This window comes from Streptomyces sp. NBC_00637 (assembly GCF_045161545.1).
Taxonomy (GTDB): domain Bacteria; phylum Actinomycetota; class Actinomycetes; order Streptomycetales; family Streptomycetaceae; genus Streptomyces.
In genome coordinates, this window is the sequence record NZ_CP109047.1 from 126,364 (window position 1) to 143,148 (window position 16,785).

Consider the following 16,785-nt stretch of genomic DNA (forward strand, 5'->3'; position numbering starts at 1 on the left):
GTCTGCGGCGGCGCTCTCTCCGGAGGAGGCGAACCCCTCGCGGCCGTATCCTGGCATTACGAGGCAAATACACTCTACGTGTGGCTTTTGTATGGGATGCCAGAATCACGGCGACAGGAAACTCGCCGAGGCGCTGAGCCTGGCGGGCCGCACACCGACGGGTCTGAACCTCATCGTGGATGTGCTGAGCAACCAGCTCCACAAGGCCTCAATCGAAGCAAGCAAGGACCAGACGTCCCACTTCGTAGGCGACGTCGGCGAAGTGGCACTTCGCACGATCCTGGAGACCAGCGGGCATCAGGTGCTTCTGGCGGCCGACCGGCACGCGGCGCGCCCTGGCCGCAGGCAAGCTCTTGACCTGGTCACCCATCACACGGCGAGGATCGTCAACGAAGTCAAGACCGTCGCGCACAGCCAGCGTCCCACACACGCCAAGAAACTGAACTTCCAGGGGATCCCCAGCCTTCAAAAGCCCTCCATGTCCAGGAACGTGGACGGATCGCGACAGGGATCTGCCCAGTACGTGGCGCAACGCCTGGGAGAGGCAGTCATCACGTCCCAGGACCAGGGTGCTGACGGGGACGGGCAGGTAGTCGTCCACAAGATCGACCTGAGGGTCATGCGGTACCAAAGCTGGAAAGTCGAGGGCAGCGGCAGAGTCGGAGATCCACTCTGCCCGCCGACCGACTGCATGGACGAGGTCGCCGCGGCGCTGCTGGCGCTGGCGGATCGCGACGAGAAGGGCCCGGAGCCGTGACCTCCACCGCTCGGCAGCCGCAGCAACGGCCGCGGCAGGACAGCCCCTGGACCGGAATCGACGGAGCGGTCAGAAGTGGACAACTGCGCTCCTATCCGCCAGGAGATCCCGATGCCGTCCGCGCGCTCTTCTCGCAACTGCCGCAGACATGGATCGACTGGACCCGCCGGTACGGCGCTCTCACCAGCAAAGACGGCCGCAGACACCTACTCGGCAGCCCCAAGAGCGGCCCTGCACACCTCGACGTCGCCGCCACGACCCGCTTGCTGCGGCTGCTGAATCAGCTGCCGCAAGAGCTGCTGCCGATCGAGGTCCTTCCGGACCGCCAGGTCGCCTGCGTGATCACGACCGACAGACGGGCGCCGGTGATCCTGCTGGATCTCGACGACATCGAAGCCGGCCCCGTTCCATGGACGCCTTCCCTGACCGATTTCGTCTACGAGTGGCGCAACGACCTCTCCTCCGTCGCGACGGTGCTGCGCCACCTCAAGGACCAGGAGCGGGACGTCCGCGAAGGCCGCCGGGCCAAGGACCAACTGGACCGGCCCGGTGAGTGGACCGTCACGCGCCTGTGCAGCGAAGACGTCGTCCTGGCGGTCCTGCGCAGCTGCCACAACCGCCTGCACAACCGGCACGACATCTCCGTGTTCGCCACCGCCGAGCTCTCTTCGTTCGCCCCAGGCGCGAGCGTCCGCGCGGCGCTGTGTGCCGTGCTGTCGGACGCCTACCGGTCGGGCGGACCCCTGGCCGCCGCCTTCGTCACCAAGCGCAGCGAGGGACCCATTCCCGGGCCGCTTCGCCGGTGGGCCGCCGAGCGCGGCGTGCGCCTGCCCAGGCGCGGAGGATGGGACGCCGCCACGGGGGAGCGCCTGTACTCGCTGGCAGCCGACCTCACCACCGGCACCCGCGGCCTCCTTCCGTTGGAGGGCCTGTCGACCGGCGCCGTCTGCTTCGCCGTGGCCTCCGGCATGTGGCAGCCCGTGGCCGTTGAGGCGCTCCTGCGCTGGAGCGCCCGTCCGCAACGGATCCTGACCGGCGCCGTCGACGTCACCGACCGTCTGTCCTGGCTGGTTGCCCAAAGAGTGTGCCGGGCCGCGCTGACGGTCGCCGCGGCCAGCCGGCGCATCGCCCGCGGCGGCCAGCCCTTCGCCAGCGACGATGACGACACCACAACGCCCGTCAACGTCACCTTCCTCGACCCGATCAACGGCATCGACCCGTGCCTGTCCGCCGTGACGCTGACGGTGGAGGAAGGCCACACGGCCTCCCTCGGCTGGGCCGCCCTCACCGGCGCGGAACCGCACACCCGGAGCATCACCGCGCATGTGCTGGCAGTAGAGAACGACCTCCTGCCGACACATCTGCCGGCCCTGTCCGACAAGATCCCGCCAGGACACGTGATCATCGTCCCAGCAGACGCCAACACCTCCACCGACCCAGCCGTTGCCAAGGCTCTCGAGCAGGCACGAGCGGCAGACCGGACAGTGCTGGCTTCCCCCGACTACACCAGCACGCTGGACAGCCTCGCCGACACCGCGATCCTGCGCGCCCGGACGGCACGGACATGATCGCCGTGCTGCACGCCGTCGCACGGGGACCGTGGCCAGGGGACCCCGCCCCGGACCTGGACGGTTTCCGTGACGCCGTCGAGGTCCTGCTCGCGATGCGCCGACGTGTCACCACCGAAACCGCCAGCACCGATGACCTGCGCCGCTACCGGCTCGCCTCGGCGGCCGCCGAACGCATCGCCCGCCAGCGTCATCAGCCTCGCCTCGCCGTCGACGCCGGCGCCCTCGCCACCGCCCTGGGCGCTGCGGGCACCGTGTACCCGCCCGAAGAACTCCCCGAACACCTCCCACGCTGGCTGCCGCGCCTGGAGAGCAGCCCCGCCGTTAAACGCTTCCTGCAGGACACCGCCGGGCGGGGAGAAGGGCTGGTGATCTCCGTCCAGCCGATGGCGCCGCAGGACACCCTGGTGACCCTCCGAGCGCTCGAATCCTCCCGCCTCCCCGGCCAGGGGCCTGAGCAGGCTGAAGCCGCCGAAGCCATCGAGCGCCGGCATGCGGACCTGCCGCCCATGTACGCCGACGACCCGCGCCGGCATCAGCAGGCCGATGCGCTGTGCCAGCAGATCATCGACGGCCTGCGCCACGGGCAGCCTGTCCCTATCGGCATGACCGCCCCGCATGACGTCATCACCGAGGTACTGCGCGATCTCCAGGGCCCCGCAGTCCCGCCGTCCTTCGTGCGTCTGGTCCAGGTCGACGGCAGCGAGAGCGCACCCTTCCCCCTCGGTCTTCCGCTCCGCCCGCCCGCCAACGGCACGCGCACGCTGCGCCTGGGCCTGATGAGCATGCGACACATGGATCTTGACGAGCACGTCAGCGGCTACTGGTTCCGCAACCGGCTGGTCTCGGTGGCCGATCGGACCTTCGCCGAGATCGAGGACTTCTGCCACTGCGACACCCTGGACCGGCTGCCGGAACTGTCGGAGTGCGGCATCAACCGGCTCGAGATCGTCCACACCGGCTTCGAGCCTGCCGTCATCGGCTTCTACCGGGCAGTCGCCGCGCATGTGCAGACCCAGCCGCTGGCAGTGATCCCCTACTACGCCCGGCGCAGCGGATACCTTCAGGGCGCGACGTGGCTGGAGGAACCGTGACCACCGTCTGGACCGTCGCCTGCAAGGACTGCGGAACCCCCGTTCCCTACTCCGAGGATGCCCGCACCGAAGCCCTCCAGCGCGGCCACTCGCCTCCCGAGCGGTGCGCGGCCTGCAGGCTCAAACACCGGCGCGACACCTCCCGCCTCGGCGCGGCCTATCTTGATCTCGAACCCGGCCGGGCGGTCCCGCCGGCAGGGCTCAAGGCCGGCCGCCTGGGGCGCCTGTCCCATCCCGAGCGCCCGCACACTGATCAGCGCACCGAGCCGACCCCGATAGGGGAGGACGAGTTCGGCATCAAGGACGAGCACATTCGTACCCTGCTGGAGGGACTGGGTACCCACCAGGTCGCCATCGTGCAGGCCGGAACCGGGTCGGGGAAGTCCACCTTCCTGCCCTGGCGGCTGCTGGTGCCACCCGACCCGTACCCCCGCGACCACCTCACCCGACACGGCCAGATCGTCGTCACGCAGCCGCGGATCGACGCCTCCACCAGCATCCCCGAACACGTCGCCAAACGGCTTCACGGATCGCGGGCCGGACCCGGACTGGACATCGGCTACCGCAACAGCAAGACAACCGACAAGGCCGACGCCGCCAACCGACTCCTCTACCTCACCGACGGCACGCTGGTGAACATGATCCGCCGCGGCGAGATGCACTCTGTGTCCACCGTGGTGATCGACGAGGCACACGAGCGCAGCCTCAATATCGATCTCATTCTCGCCCTCCTGCGCCGCGAGATGCGCAGCCTTCCTCACCTGCGGCTGCTGATCGTGTCGGCCACCCTGGACCAGCGGACCTTCACCGACTTCTTCGCCCCCGACTACGACGTGCTGTTCCTGGAGATGCCCAGCAAGACCCTCCATCCGGTGTATGAACGGTGGCGGGCCGACGCTCCCATTCCGCTGAAGGAATGGCCCGTGAGAATGCCGGATGAGGTCGCGCGCCACGCTGTGGAGGTCCTGCGCTGGATGGCCTACGGCCACCGTCCGGCCGACATCCCCGACTCCGTTCCGGCCTACGACGGTGACGTCCTGTGCTTCCTGCCCGGCAAGCGCCCGATCGCCAACGCCATCGCCGAGATGCAGCGTCTGCTGGACGAGGACGACGAAATGGCGCCGCTGGCGCCGCAGATCGAGATTCTGCCCCTGCACTCCGAACTGCCCAACCGGGAACGGCGACGTCCCCTGGACCGCACGACGCGCAAGAAGGGAGTGCGCTGGCGTGTGGTCGTCTCCACCAATCTTGCCGAGACGTCCCTGACCATCGACGGCATCCGGCACGTCATCGACTCCGGACTGAACAACCTCACCACCTGGGACCCGGACACCGCCACCGCCACGATGCACCCGGCCCCCCACTCTCGGGCCGGCCTCCTGCAGCGCCGCGGCCGCGCCGGCCGCACTGCGCCCGGCGTCTGGCACTGCCTGTTCACCCAGGAGCAGTTCGCGACCCTCGCCTACGAGACCGCACCCGAGATCAGCAGATCACCGCTCACTGCCGTGATCCTCAACGCCTCCACGGCAGGCGTCTCCGATCCCCAGTCCCTGCGGTGGCTGCCCCCCGGCCCGTCGCCCGCCGAACTCCATCGCGCCCGCGCCGACCTGCTCACGCTCGACGCAGTCACCGAGACCGGCGACCCCACCGCCTTCGGGCGTGAAATCAACGCGATCCGCGGCGAGTTCATCGACAGCACCATCCTCGTCAACGCCGACAGCGCCGGCTGCCTGGTCGAAGCCGCCACCGCCCTCGCCCTCAAAGCCCCCAAGCTCAAGGGACGCTCTCTGCTGCGCTGGGACACCAGCTGGCCGGCTCCCGCGAAAATCCACGTCGATGACATCCACCAGGTCCTCCTCGACGAGTGCGCAGACGACATCGAGGTGGCCTGCCGCGTGGCCTCCTATTGGGAACAACAGCCCGCCCACGACCGGCGGGCGTGGTGCGCTCGCTACTACGTAGACCACGACTACCTGACCACCCTCGCAGAGGAGCGCGCTGCCCTCCTGAGGGGAATGCAGTCGAAGACCAGAACCGAGCAGGCCCGGCAGATCGACCTGGCCCTGCTGCCGAGGCTGCGGGCCGTCATCGCCTGGTCCAGCCCCAACGCCGTGTACACAACGGCGCAGGACGACGAAGGACAGATCATCCTCGAGCCGTTCCAGACCGCGCGCAGCGATCCAGAGTTGATCCGAGCCATGCACCACGGAGCCCGCCCCACGATCGACCCGCGCTCTCGCGCAGCCGTACGACCACCCCACCACCTGGTGATGCTCGACCGGTCCCGCCGCACCCGCTGGACCAGCCCACTGCGCGAACCAGAGACCGTCCAGCAGGGATCGATCTGCGCCGCCGTCGACCCGGCCCTGCTGAAGCCCACGGGCAGCCTCCTCGGGATCCTCATCGACGTACCTCTAGGAGAACGGCATCCGCAGCCGCTCCACCTGCCCGGTGACCGCTACCGGGCCGCACTCGACCGCGGTGCCGTCCAACTTCTGCAGAGCCTTGCCCCCCTGCCCGACGAGACCATCAGACTCGACGCCGGCAGTAAGGAAGAGGCCCTCCCCGACGACCCCATCATCCGTCCCGCCGACCGCGAGCCGGACGACCTGAGCGACCTGAGCGCCTTCCCCGACGAGCCGGCCTACCAGCCGCCCCCCCCCGAGGACCCGCAGCCCAAGCAGGCCGAGCTGCCGGCAGCTCAACTCGCCGACGGGGTCGACGCCGAGGGAACCGTGAACGTACGGGTCACCCACACACACGGCCAGGTCGTGCACGTCGTGCCGGACCGGACCGAGGAGGAGCTCGAGGAACTGGAGACCGCCCACCCGGTCGGCACGGACTTCACCGTGACGATCGAGGCGACCCGGACCTTCCCCCGCGACAGCCGGCCCCTGCTGCAGGTCCGCGACCCCGCCACCGGCCAGCGCCTGGTCCTCGACGGCGGACATCTGGGGACAGGCCTACGGTTCGTGCAAACACGCCAGTTGCGGCCCGGCACCGTCCTGCAACTGACCGCAGAGGGGTACGACCACGAGAGGCTGATCCCCTACCTGGGACAGACGACCGCCACCATCGGCGCCCTGACACGCCTGTCGCTCCTCAGCGGCACTCCGCGACAGCGGACCGGCGCCGACGCGGACCTCGTAGACGCCGACGAGGGAAGACTCTGGGTACAGATCGTCACCGAAGAGGCCACCCCCGCCCCGCCCCCGCTCGTCGTCTGGATCGACGCCGGCAGACTCCCAGCCCTGCCCGAAACGCTGGTCATCGGCCGACGCGTGCGGGTCAGCCTCTCCTGGAGACGGCCCTCAGCCTTCGCCGACGTCAAGGATCTCCGCATCAGCCCCACCGCGTTCCCCCCAGGCCCCTGGGAATGGCAGGCAGATCGGATCGTCATCACCGGCCCCCCGACTGCCACGGACTGGCTCAAGGTGCTCGCGTTCTGCAACACGGTGCCCGACCCGGCGGACGCAGCGCGACTGCGCAGCTCCCTGGAACGGGCGATTGTGCGAGTTCTGACCCCCTGGGCCGAAGTGATAGACGAGGACGCCGTCGAACGGATGCGCGAAGAAGGTCAAACCGAGGTCGAGGTAACCGAGAGCGACGACCGCGGAGTCACCGTCCGGCTCTCATCTGGCAGCACCAAACGCGTCCCCACCGGGCAACTGACCTGGGCTGGACCGCCACCCCGCCACGAGATCGGCGCCATCGTCCAGGCGTACGTCACTGAGGCTGACCCCAGCAACGGGGAGGTCCGCATTGAACTCCGGGATCCGGCAAAGGACCCCTTCCTCACGATGCGCCAAGAACAGATCGTCACCGGCACCGTCACCTCCCGTACAGGCAGGGACCAGCGCGACTTCCTCGTCGAGACGACCGGTACCGGCATCCGCGGCTACCTGCGAGGCAGCAACGCGCCCAGTGTCGAGGTGGGGGACACCGTGCCGCTCCGGATCACCGCAGTGCGGGCGGAGAAGCGCTCACTGGAATTGAGCGGCTGGCTGTTCGATAAAACTCTGCCGCTCCCGCGACAGGCCGAAGACCTCTGGCGCAACGACGGACAGCCGGACTGGAAACCCCTCGCCCGGCTGCTGCCGGCCGACATCCGGCTGAGCGTCATCGACGACGATGACCCACGGGTTCGCATCTCCGCCAGGGACGACGACGCCGGGCGACGCGCCTTCGAGACCGTGCAGTCCGTCCTCGGCGGGGTCGTCAAAAAGGTGGAGGTGCCGCATGTTGGCCGCCTGAAACAGCGCCAGGCGGAGCTGATGCAACGGTTCGCCCCACACGCCGCGCTGGCCCCGCGTCCCACGCGTCGCAACGGCCGGACGGTGCACATCGTGGTCGTCGCGGCAGATACCAGCGCCACCCTGCAGCAGGTGGTGGATGACCTGCGTGCGGCATACCCCCGGCAGTGGGTGTGGGTGTCCGAGCGCTACCGACGTAAGACGCAGCAGTGGAAAGCCGCATCCGACGCCGTCCGCGGAAGCGATCTCAAGGTCCACGTATCGGAGGACCGAACCGCCGAAACCGGTGAACTTCCCTGGTGGCGTACCGTCCTGACAGGAGACAGGGCCTCCGTCGAGAACGCCCAGACCATGATGCGTGAACACTTCCCGCTGCCCACGGTTGGCACGTGGCGCGAAGACACTCGCATCCGCATCCTCGCCAACTGATGAGGGCGGCTCGGCGCCTGCCTTGCGCGCTGGCGCTCGCTCGATGGCGCTCGTGCTCGAACGCCACGAACGGCCCGCCCAGTCGCCGCTGGCACTGCTGAAGCCACTGCAGGAAATGTCTCGCATGGAACATTTAAATTTGTCTCGCACGGTACATTTAACGGTGCTACGGTGCCGCCATGAGCTCGAACTCCCAGCGTCCTCCGACGGCCACCGCGGCCGTCTACTTTGACGACCCCGAGACCGCGTACGACGCGCTGCTGGCCTGGAGACGCGAACGAGGTCGGCTCGAAGCCCGCCGCGACCCACTGGTGCTCGGCGCCCTGCGGGTCTTCCCCGAACACGGCGGAGAGGCCGTCACCGTACGAGGCACCGGCCTCAGCCGGGGCGCCATTCGGCGGATCAAAGAGGCCGGGCGGGACACGCCTGCGGTGACCGAGCCGCGCTGGCCCAACGTGGACCTGTACGCCGAGGTTCTCCTGGTCCAGGCCGACCGGCTGAGTCCACCGCCCGAGACCGAACCGGAGACCACCGAGCAGTACACGCTGCGCCGCGTCCAGCAGGTGGGCCTACAGAGCCTCGCCCGGCGCATTCGCAAAACACCTCCCGACGACCTCGAACTGCAGGGCCTGACGGCCGACCTGCTGTCCGAGGCGGCCGAGATGAGGTCCGGCGCCATCGACACCTACGAAGGCTCCCTGCGCCGGTCGGCTCAGGAACAGCAGGGCAACTCCGTCATCGCCGATCTCATCGAGACCGCGGTGGCACAGATCACCGCCTACCGCCTACGCGGCGACGACGCCACGGAGGATCTCGACTCCACCCTCGTGGCGAAGGCGCGCCAGCGCATCGCCGAACAGCAACGCAAGAACCTCGCCGAGCTCGCCGGCAGCGACCGGTACGCGCACGCCATCACGCAGGGCACGATCATTCACGGCACCGCGGCCCGCGACGCCACCGCGTCCGACGTGCTCCGTGCGGCCCGCCGCGTCCGCGACCTGGAGCAGGAACTGGCGCAGATCCGTGAGGACCTGCTGCAGGGGCCGCCCGATGCGGAACCCGAGGACGAGCCCCGCCGCGACGCGCTGCGGGCCGTGGCCGCTGCCGATCCCGACGTACGACAGGCCATGGCCACGGTCCTCGGCGCCGAAGCCACTGAGGACCTCCTCGCCGACCAGGGAGACGCCGCATGACCCTCGACGTCCACGCCGTGCACGATGTCCTCTCCGTCACGCCGTCCCCCGCCACCCTCGCCGCGATGCCCAACTGGGTGCGCCCCAGGCAACACGATCCCGCCCTGCGCGACGGCCTGAGCCTTGCGCAGTACCTCATCAACATCGCCAGGTGGGAGGCACGTGAGTCCGGCGCCGACGACCAGCTGGACGAGGCGGTGGCGCGCACGATCCTCACCTACGGCGCTGTCGCCCACCCCGGCACCGCGCCCTTCACGGCCAACGCCGCCGCCGGGACGACGCTGTTCGCCGCCCGCCTGGCCGCGGAGACCCTGCGCCTCGCGTGCCGGGCACACCCCGAGGCCCGCGCCGACGCCACGCTCTCCCGACTGTTCGACACCGCGCTGGGCCAGCTGTTCACGAACGGCCGGCCCGTGTGCCCCAGCGGTGACCCCCGCCCCGGACTCGCGCTGCTGCGTCACGTCAAGGGCCTTAGATACGACCATGACGTTCACCCCGCGCTTGAGGCCTTCGCCCGGGCTGCGGCCTGCAAAGGCCCTTTGTATCAAGGCCACTTGCGCAAACTGGCGGATGCGGTCGCCCGCCAGCACATGCGCACTGAGCGCAGGATGGGGCAGTCCTCCCTCCTCGCCAAGGCGTTGACCGCTCTCGTGCCCGCCACCCGTGCCGAGGACGGCCTCCCGCACGCCGCCGAACCGAGCCAGGAGACGCAGGCCGACGCAGCACTGTCGGCGCGGCCCGGGGAAGGCACCGGCCACGAGCCGAACGCGGAGCCGCCGCGGCCGCCACGGCCGGAGCGGCCCGACGAGATCTACCTGTGGCGCCTGTGCGAACACCTGGCAGACCATGCGCCCCGTGTCCCCCGGCAAGGCCGGAACTGGCTCCAGCAGGCCCGGCGGTGGGCGCAGAGCCCGGCCCAGCCCGGCACGGGTTACCTCCTCGACGCGCCCACCATGGACCTGTACGACGTCGTCGAACAGGCGGGCCTGCCCTTCCCCACCCACGAGGAACTCGATGCCGCCGGGGCGCGATGTGACAACGCACTCGCCGTCGTCCTCGCCGGCTACGCCGTGGTCCGGTTGCGGGAGCGGGGTCACTCGGCGGGGACGGGGCGGTCCATCGGCGCTCTGCTCTCAGGCGCGGGCCAGGACTCCGTCGATCACACCTTGAGCCTCCTGATGAACCAAGATCCGCACGGCTTCTGCCGGCTGCTGCGGCATCTCGCCGACGCCCCCGGTTGGATCGATCTCCGCACCCTGGCCGCCGTGTCCTACATCTCTGCAGACCTGGGCGTGGTCGCCCGGCTTCACGCGAACCCCACGGGCCACTGGCCCAGCGCCGGGGCGAGCGGTGCATGGGAGCCGATCGTCCACCTCACCCGCGAGTACCACGCCACCCGCGGCCGGCGGGCGACGTAGACCGGAGATCGGGTTCCAGGGACGCGAAGCTGTTTCCCGGTGTGCTCGTGGTGTGGGTGCGGCAGCTCCCGGCTTCGGTGAAGGTGGAGATGTGAGCATCAGGAGCGAGCACCCGGTGGGCCCGGACCAGATTTATGCGGCCCTGGTCGCGCTGGGATGCGCGCCGGTCCTCGATCCCGAGTTGTGGCCGCAGGGACCGCAGGAGGAGGACCGCCGACGGTTGCTCGGAGTCCTGCTGGCCACGACCGAGTTGGAGATCACCGCCGCGACCCGGCTGGGAAGCGACGAGGACGAAGCCGAAGTCCTGCTTGGCTGGACTGGGCAGGTGGGGCCGGAGTCCGACCTGACCGCCAACGTCCTGGTCAACCGGCTGCACCGCACGGGCGTGCAGCTCATGGGGCTCGAAGAGGAGGAGACTCCCGCTGGCCGGATGGCGGCGACTATGGCCCTGGTGGCCGCGGCGGACACCTTCGGCGCCCACCTTCACTTCCAGAGCGGTGACGTGGCAGGTGTCCGGCGAGCCCTCGGCCGGGCTGAGACGTCCGTGATCGAGCTCCAGCAGGGCATGCACGACCTCCGGGTCGCGATCGGCGACTCTGAAGAGGAGCAGGAGTGAGAGGCCGGCTGTTGCCCTTGACCGGCAAGGGAATGGGCGTCGCTACTGAGCGCCGGCGAGCCGCGGGTGCCGGCTCGGTGCAAAGACCGGCCGGGTGTGCGGGGCACCCGGGGCGACGCCGATTCCGCAAGGAGCCCCGGGCTCAAGGCGATTACCCGCCCTGCGCCGGTGGGCGCACCAGCGCATGAGCCGTCCACGGAAGCTGGCGGCCGTGGTTGGCCACGAATCCCGCCCGAGCGTAGAACCGGGTCAGCTGCGGGAGGCTGGTGGCTCCGAGATCCAGTACGGGGGTGAGGGCCATCCAGTGCCCGTGGAGGTCAGCGATTGCGCACAGCGCAGCGAGCACGCCACTGCCTACGCCCTGGTCTCGGCGGGCTTCGGGGAGGGCGATGGTGTTCACCGTCACGATCCCGGGATGGCGCTCGTAGCTCTGGGGCAGCCGCAAGGCGACGACCAGGCGCAGGCCCTCCGTCTGCTCCATCAGGTCCTGCGCGAGTTCCCGATAGGGATCGCCGTCAGCGTCTGGAGCCGCGCTGGCGGCCTCATGTCCGATCACTATCCGGCCGCCGCGCGGCAGTCGACTACTCGTGTGCAGCTGATGTGATCAAGCCTCCAACAGAGTTCTCGCGCGCTCCGTGAGTAACGGCATCAGGCGCTCTCGCCAAGTGTCGAGACAGATCATGCCGCTGGACATGCCGCCGTGGGCGTAGTCCGCCCGGTACACGGACGACTGTGGCTCCCTGTCGAGGTCTACGCCTGCAAGCTCACTGAAAGCTGTCTGCAGACGGGTGACCACCTCGTCGACCGAGGTGGGGACGTCAGCGCCAGACAGGTGATTACGAAGGGCCCGCCAGAGGTGGGGGTCGCCGCGAAGACCCCACCCTTCCGGTTCGGGATCGAAGAGGTCGGCCATCTTCACGGCCCCTGCGTCGTCGTTTGCCATGGTGGCAGTCTCGCAGAGCTGCGTTCATGACCAGGGCGGGAAGGTACCGGTGCCCGGCCAACGCCTATTGGCGCTACTCGAGGCCCGGGGTCCACGTCCTTGCTGAACCTGAAGTCCGCCTGCCCTGGGACCAGATCAAGGACGCTGAACCGGCCCACGCACCCGGCATGACCAACGTCCTGCCGGCGAACGTCAGTGACCTGCGCTTTTCATCAACTCCCGGACCGTGGTGAGAAAAATGGATAAGCTGGCCGCTCTGTGCGGTTTGTGTCCCAGCTGACGCAGCCTGTCGCCGTCAGATGCCGCTGGACCCCGCGGACCTTCATCCACCGCACATCGCTTTAGACACCACAGCCCCCTTACACAGGGCCCCGTTGCCGTCGGCACGGGGCCCTTTTGCATGCCCTCAACCACCCCCGCCTGGAGGCACCCCGTGGCCGAGCCGCACTTCACCGACCCCGAACTCACCGCCATCTGGAACTTCCTCAACTCCACCCCGCCAGCTACTCCCGCCCTCCTCGGCCGACCTGCCCAGCGCCGCACACCCGACGCCCAGGACATCGCTGCCCGAGAAGGCCTCGACCTCGGACCGGAACTGCAAAGCCTCGCCCGCCAACCTCGAATGACGCCGCGCGCCAAAGCGCCGCGACGGCCGCACGATGTAGAGCGCTCCCGCGTGATGCGACTGATCGCCAAACTCGCACCGACGATGCGCCACGCACAGCTGCAGGAGCGCACCACCGCCTGGCACGGGCTCGGGCTGACGACCCCGGAGCTGAAGACCTGGATGCGGGCTCTGGGCGTGGACGGCGCTGCGACCGTCCAGGCCTGCCGCGCCTGGAACATTGGCTTTGCTGCCCTCGACGTCATCCTGGACGGGCGCCAGGTACGCCGCCGCCTGCGCGAGGGCGCCACCGTCACGGCGGTGCTGGCCCTGGCGGCCGAGCGCGGCATTGACCTCCGTCGGAGCTGACGAAATCGGCGAAGCCGGCTGGCGGACACCTGAACCCTGGCATCCAGGGAAGGCACGGTTCGCACAGCGTGGTCGCAACCACTGCACGGGTAGGGCCGTTGAAGTCGGCGAGCGCTCGGTCTTTGGTAACCGGCAGGTCGGCGAATTCTGCGCAGATCCGAGTGCGCCGAAGCCCCGTGCTGATGGCGGGGGACCACCGCGCTCGCCTCCTGTCCCCGGTCCTGCACGAGACCGGCCGGCCCTTGCCGCTCCGAATGCAGGGCTCTGTCCACAGGCTGATCTTCCTACCGTCCCCGCGGATCGTCTCCCGCCCTTCGGTGGGAGCAGGACGTGTTGTGGAAGGGACGGTGGGGCGTGGCGCGCACAGAGTTCGACCGGCAGCTCGAGCAGGGAGTGGAGGAGGCGGGCGCGGTCGTTGCGCGGTTCCTCAGCGGCGCCCCGCTGGACGGCGAACCGCGTCCGCCGGGAGGCCTGCCCCGTGGCGTGATCGCCCTGATCCGGGTGCTGGTGACGGCCTGGGTGGGGTGGGCGGCGTGGATGTGGTGGTACGTCAAGGACCACGAGCGGGTCATCTACGTGTCCGCCGGCGCGGCCGGCCTGCTGCTGCCGGTCGTCGTGATCGCCGCGGTGCGCGGCCGCAAGCGGCGCCAGCACCAGCGCAGTCTGGTGTACCCGATGGCGCTGGCGCTGAAGGAGCTGCTTTCACCCTGGGACGAGCACCACCGGATGCGTGCGGTGACGATTCCGCTGGACCGGTCGTTCGTCGCGATCAAGCTGCCGGACGGTTGGCACGACCCGGGCGCCTACCGGGACCAGATGCGTGACCTCGTCCAGCAGCGGATGGGCGGCCTGTGGGCGGGGGAGTGGAACCTCAAGAACCATCCCTTCAACGTCGTCTTCACTCCGCACCAGCCCAAGCCGAAGCCGGAACCGCCCGAGACCGTCGACTTCTTCTCCGAGGTCATCCAGGACGCGATCGCTGCGTGCAAGCCGGGCCAAATCGTTCTGGGCCTGGACGAGCACCACAAGCCGTTCATCAAGGAGATGACGGGTGAGACCGCCATGTGGGCCCTGTCCGTCGGCTCCGGCGGCGGTAAGTCGAGCTTCCTGCAGATGGTGATCACCCAGCTGGTGCGGCAGCGGGCCACCGTGCTCGGCGTGGACGTGAAGATGGCATCCATCATCTGCTTCCAGGGCGTCGAGGGCGTCCACCTCTACACCGACCCCGGCAACATCGGAGACATGCGCGCCGCGCTGACTTGGGTGGCGAAAGAGGTGCAGGCACGGAACTACCTCAAAAAGCAGAACCCGAAGAAGGACTTCGACCGGCTCACCGTCATTCTCGAAGAGGGCAACGAGTTCGGTGACGCCTCCAAAGAGTGGTGGAACGAGAACAAGGAGAAAGGCGACCCGGCCGCGGACCCGATCTGGGGGGACATCGCCTCCATCATGCGCATGGGCCGCCACGTAAATGTGACGATCATCGGCGTCTTCCAGGACCTTCGCGAGGCCGCCGTCGGCAACCGTGGCCTGCGCAACATGTTCCGCTTCCTCATGCTGGGCAACTTCAACGCGAACCAGTGGCGCATGATCGTCAACACCTCCCCGGTGCCCGAGTCCGTCGACCGCGCCGGCCGCATGATGGCGATCGAGGGCAACCGCAGGGTGTGGATCCAGGTCCCCTACGCCGACCCGGACGCCTTCCGCGAGCACTGCCTCGAACTGCGCACGAAGTACGGCTACTCGACGGACGACCTGTACGGCACGCCGCCGGCCGCCAGCCCGGAGTCCCTGCCGTCGCTGCTGCAGACCTCAACACCGCTGTTCACCAAGAACTCGGGCGACGACGCAACCGCACCCGCGATCGAGGCCGGGCCCAGCACACCCGCGGTGGACGCGGCGGAGCGACCGACGCTGGTCAAGGGCGGTCCGCAGGTGCCGGGTGACCCGGCGCAGAGCAAGGAGGAGCCGGGCGAGGAACTGCTGTCGCTGGCCGAAGTGGCGCGGCGCCTGGCCGCGGACGGCATCAAGGTCAGCCCCGAGCTGATGCGCCAGCACAAGCGCCGCCGTGACGACTTCCCCGCCGGCACGCTGGTGGACGGCAAGGAACTGTTCCGTCTGAGCGACCTCGCCGTCTACTACGGGCCCGACGACGCCGAACCGGAACCCGAGAGCGAGGAAATCGACGAGGTGGAAGACGAACTGGACGACGAGGCGGACGACGAACTCGACTGACACCGCTCTGCCGGAAGGGGCCTACGGGAGGAATCCCGTAGGCCCCTTCTCTCATTTCCGTGTGGCGGCCGGATTTCCACAGGCCCCCGGCGGCGGGCGACAGAACTTATCCACAGGCCTCCGCTCTTAGCGTCCTGGCAGTGAGCTTCCCGCATTCACAGACGGCGGCGTGACGTGCCGTCACGCCTTTCCGCGCGGAAGCCGGTTACCGCGAAATGCTGCCGAGGAGTACGGGATGAGCGTGTTGCGGAAGATGCTGAATCTTCCCGATAAGGAGACCAAGGACGGTGAGGAAGGGCACCCCGATGCCTCCGCGAACGCGGCCGGACAGCCGGAGACATCCCGCACCGAGGAGGGCAGCGCCCAGGCCCGCACCCCGCCGGCCCTGGGATGGGCGGAGGAACAGGAGTCGTCCGGGACGCTGTTCGCCCGCCGGGCCGGCCGTGTCACCGTCTGGGCCGTCTTCGCACTGCTGGCCTTCACCGGCCTGAGGACCCTGGTCTTCCCCTCCGACCCGCCGACCGCTCCCGCCCAGCCGAACGCCGAGGCCCAGGCCCGCAAGGACGACGTCCCCGAAGCCGAAGCCCAGCAAGTCGCCGCCCGCTTCGCCCGCTCCTACCTGACGTGGGACTCCCGCAACCCCGACGGGCGGGCCAAGGAACTGGAAGTCGACCTCGCCAAGGGCATCGACCCCAAACTCGGGTGGGACGGCTCCGGCTACCAGCTCGTCGCCCAGACGATCCCCGGAGCTGTCACCCAGGCCGGCCACAAGCGCGCACGCGTCACCGTCGACGTCCGGGTCAGCGTCGTCACCACCTCCGGCGGCAAGCAGCAGACCGTCTCCAGCTGGCGCGGCCTCGAAGTCCCGGTCGCGCAGGCGTCCGGCCGGGTCGTGGTCACCGGCCAGCCCGCCCTGGTCGGCCTGCCTGAGGCCGTCACCTACAAGGCAGCCGACGAGGCGGAGAACGACACCACCCTGGCCTCCTCCACCCGCGAGACGGTGACCTCCTTCCTTGAAGCGTGGGCCGAGGGCAGCCAGGACCAGGCCGCGGCTCCCGGCGCCGACATTCCCGGCCTCGGCGGCGACGTCGCCTTCGCCTCCATGGATTCCTGGTCCGTCGACGTCGGAAGCGGTGACCAGCGCACCGGCACCGCGTCGGTGCGCTGGAAGGTCGGCGGCGCCCACTTGCAGCAGACGTACCGGATCACCGTCACCAAAGTCGCGGCCGGCAGCGCCAGCCGTTGGCAGGTCTCCGCAGTCACCGCGAAGACCTCGTAGCCGCCCGCCGGCCACGCCGGCCAGCCC

Annotated in this window: 12 protein-coding genes; 11 read left to right on the forward strand and 1 reads right to left on the reverse strand. The window is 69.3% G+C overall.

What is annotated here, in order from left to right; genetic code table 11:
- The first annotated feature begins 91 nt into the window (after positions 1-91).
- The 8 genes from OG440_RS38535 (at position 92) to OG440_RS38570 (ending at position 11,932) form a co-directional block, all read left to right on the forward strand.
- Positions 92-757 carry a hypothetical protein gene (locus tag OG440_RS38535; protein ID WP_331752832.1) on the forward strand — a complete coding sequence of 222 codons (666 nt, stop codon included), beginning with the start codon at positions 92-94 and terminating at the stop codon, positions 755-757.
- Positions 754-2,325, forward strand: coding sequence for a hypothetical protein (locus OG440_RS38540; protein WP_331752834.1), 1,572 nt, complete (start codon positions 754-756; stop codon positions 2,323-2,325). Before OG440_RS38535 ends, OG440_RS38540 begins: the two co-directional genes overlap by 4 nt.
- A complete protein-coding gene (locus tag OG440_RS38545) occupies positions 2,322-3,419 on the forward strand; it encodes a hypothetical protein (RefSeq protein ID WP_331752835.1) in 1,098 nt (365 codons plus the stop codon). The genes OG440_RS38540 and OG440_RS38545 overlap by 4 nt, the downstream gene beginning before the upstream one ends.
- Positions 3,416-8,101, forward strand: coding sequence for a helicase-related protein (locus OG440_RS38550; protein ID WP_331752837.1), 4,686 nt, complete (start codon positions 3,416-3,418; stop codon positions 8,099-8,101). The genes OG440_RS38545 and OG440_RS38550 overlap by 4 nt, the downstream gene beginning before the upstream one ends.
- 179 nt (positions 8,102-8,280) lie before the next feature.
- Complete coding sequence (locus OG440_RS38555; RefSeq protein WP_331752839.1) at positions 8,281-9,294, forward strand: hypothetical protein; 1,014 nt, start codon at positions 8,281-8,283, stop codon at positions 9,292-9,294.
- A complete protein-coding gene (locus tag OG440_RS38560) occupies positions 9,291-10,712 on the forward strand; it encodes a hypothetical protein (protein WP_331752841.1) in 1,422 nt (473 codons plus the stop codon). The genes OG440_RS38555 and OG440_RS38560 overlap by 4 nt, the downstream gene beginning before the upstream one ends.
- A 91-nt stretch (positions 10,713-10,803) precedes the next feature.
- Complete coding sequence (locus OG440_RS38565) at positions 10,804-11,328, forward strand: hypothetical protein (RefSeq protein ID WP_331752843.1); 525 nt, start codon at positions 10,804-10,806, stop codon at positions 11,326-11,328.
- A 310-nt stretch (positions 11,329-11,638) separates the two neighbouring features.
- Positions 11,639-11,932, forward strand: a complete 294-nt coding sequence (locus tag OG440_RS38570) for a hypothetical protein (protein ID WP_406011597.1) — start codon at positions 11,639-11,641, stop codon at positions 11,930-11,932.
- Here OG440_RS38570 and OG440_RS38575 read toward each other — a convergent pair whose 3' ends face one another.
- Entirely contained in the window at positions 11,933-12,271 is a 339-nt protein-coding gene (locus OG440_RS38575; RefSeq protein ID WP_331752846.1) for a hypothetical protein, read from the reverse strand.
- A gap of 433 nt (positions 12,272-12,704) precedes the next feature.
- On the opposite strand from OG440_RS38575, the gene OG440_RS38580 reads away from it, so the two are divergent.
- From OG440_RS38580 to OG440_RS38590, 3 genes are all read left to right on the forward strand, one after another.
- Positions 12,705-13,244, forward strand: a complete 540-nt coding sequence (locus OG440_RS38580; protein ID WP_406011598.1) for a hypothetical protein — start codon at positions 12,705-12,707, stop codon at positions 13,242-13,244.
- Between the two features lie 354 nt (positions 13,245-13,598).
- Positions 13,599-15,479 carry a hypothetical protein gene (locus OG440_RS38585; RefSeq protein WP_331752850.1) on the forward strand — a complete coding sequence of 627 codons (1,881 nt, stop codon included), beginning with the start codon at positions 13,599-13,601 and terminating at the stop codon, positions 15,477-15,479.
- A 235-nt stretch (positions 15,480-15,714) separates the two neighbouring features.
- Complete coding sequence (locus OG440_RS38590; RefSeq protein WP_331752851.1) at positions 15,715-16,758, forward strand: conjugal transfer protein; 1,044 nt, start codon at positions 15,715-15,717, stop codon at positions 16,756-16,758.
- Positions 16,759-16,785 lie beyond the last annotated feature (27 nt).

Coding starts and splice junctions, on each gene's coding strand:
- OG440_RS38535 (WP_331752832.1), top strand. CDS start 92: ATGGGATGCCAGAATCACGGCGACAGGAAACTCGCCGAGGCGCTGAGC.
- OG440_RS38545 (WP_331752835.1), top strand. CDS start 2,322: ATGATCGCCGTGCTGCACGCCGTCGCACGGGGACCGTGGCCAGGGGAC.
- OG440_RS38555 (WP_331752839.1), top strand. CDS start 8,281: ATGAGCTCGAACTCCCAGCGTCCTCCGACGGCCACCGCGGCCGTCTAC.
- OG440_RS38560 (WP_331752841.1), top strand. CDS start 9,291: ATGACCCTCGACGTCCACGCCGTGCACGATGTCCTCTCCGTCACGCCG.
- OG440_RS38575 (WP_331752846.1), bottom strand. CDS start 12,271: ATGGCAAACGACGACGCAGGGGCCGTGAAGATGGCCGACCTCTTCGAT.
- OG440_RS38590 (WP_331752851.1), top strand. CDS start 15,715: ATGAGCGTGTTGCGGAAGATGCTGAATCTTCCCGATAAGGAGACCAAG.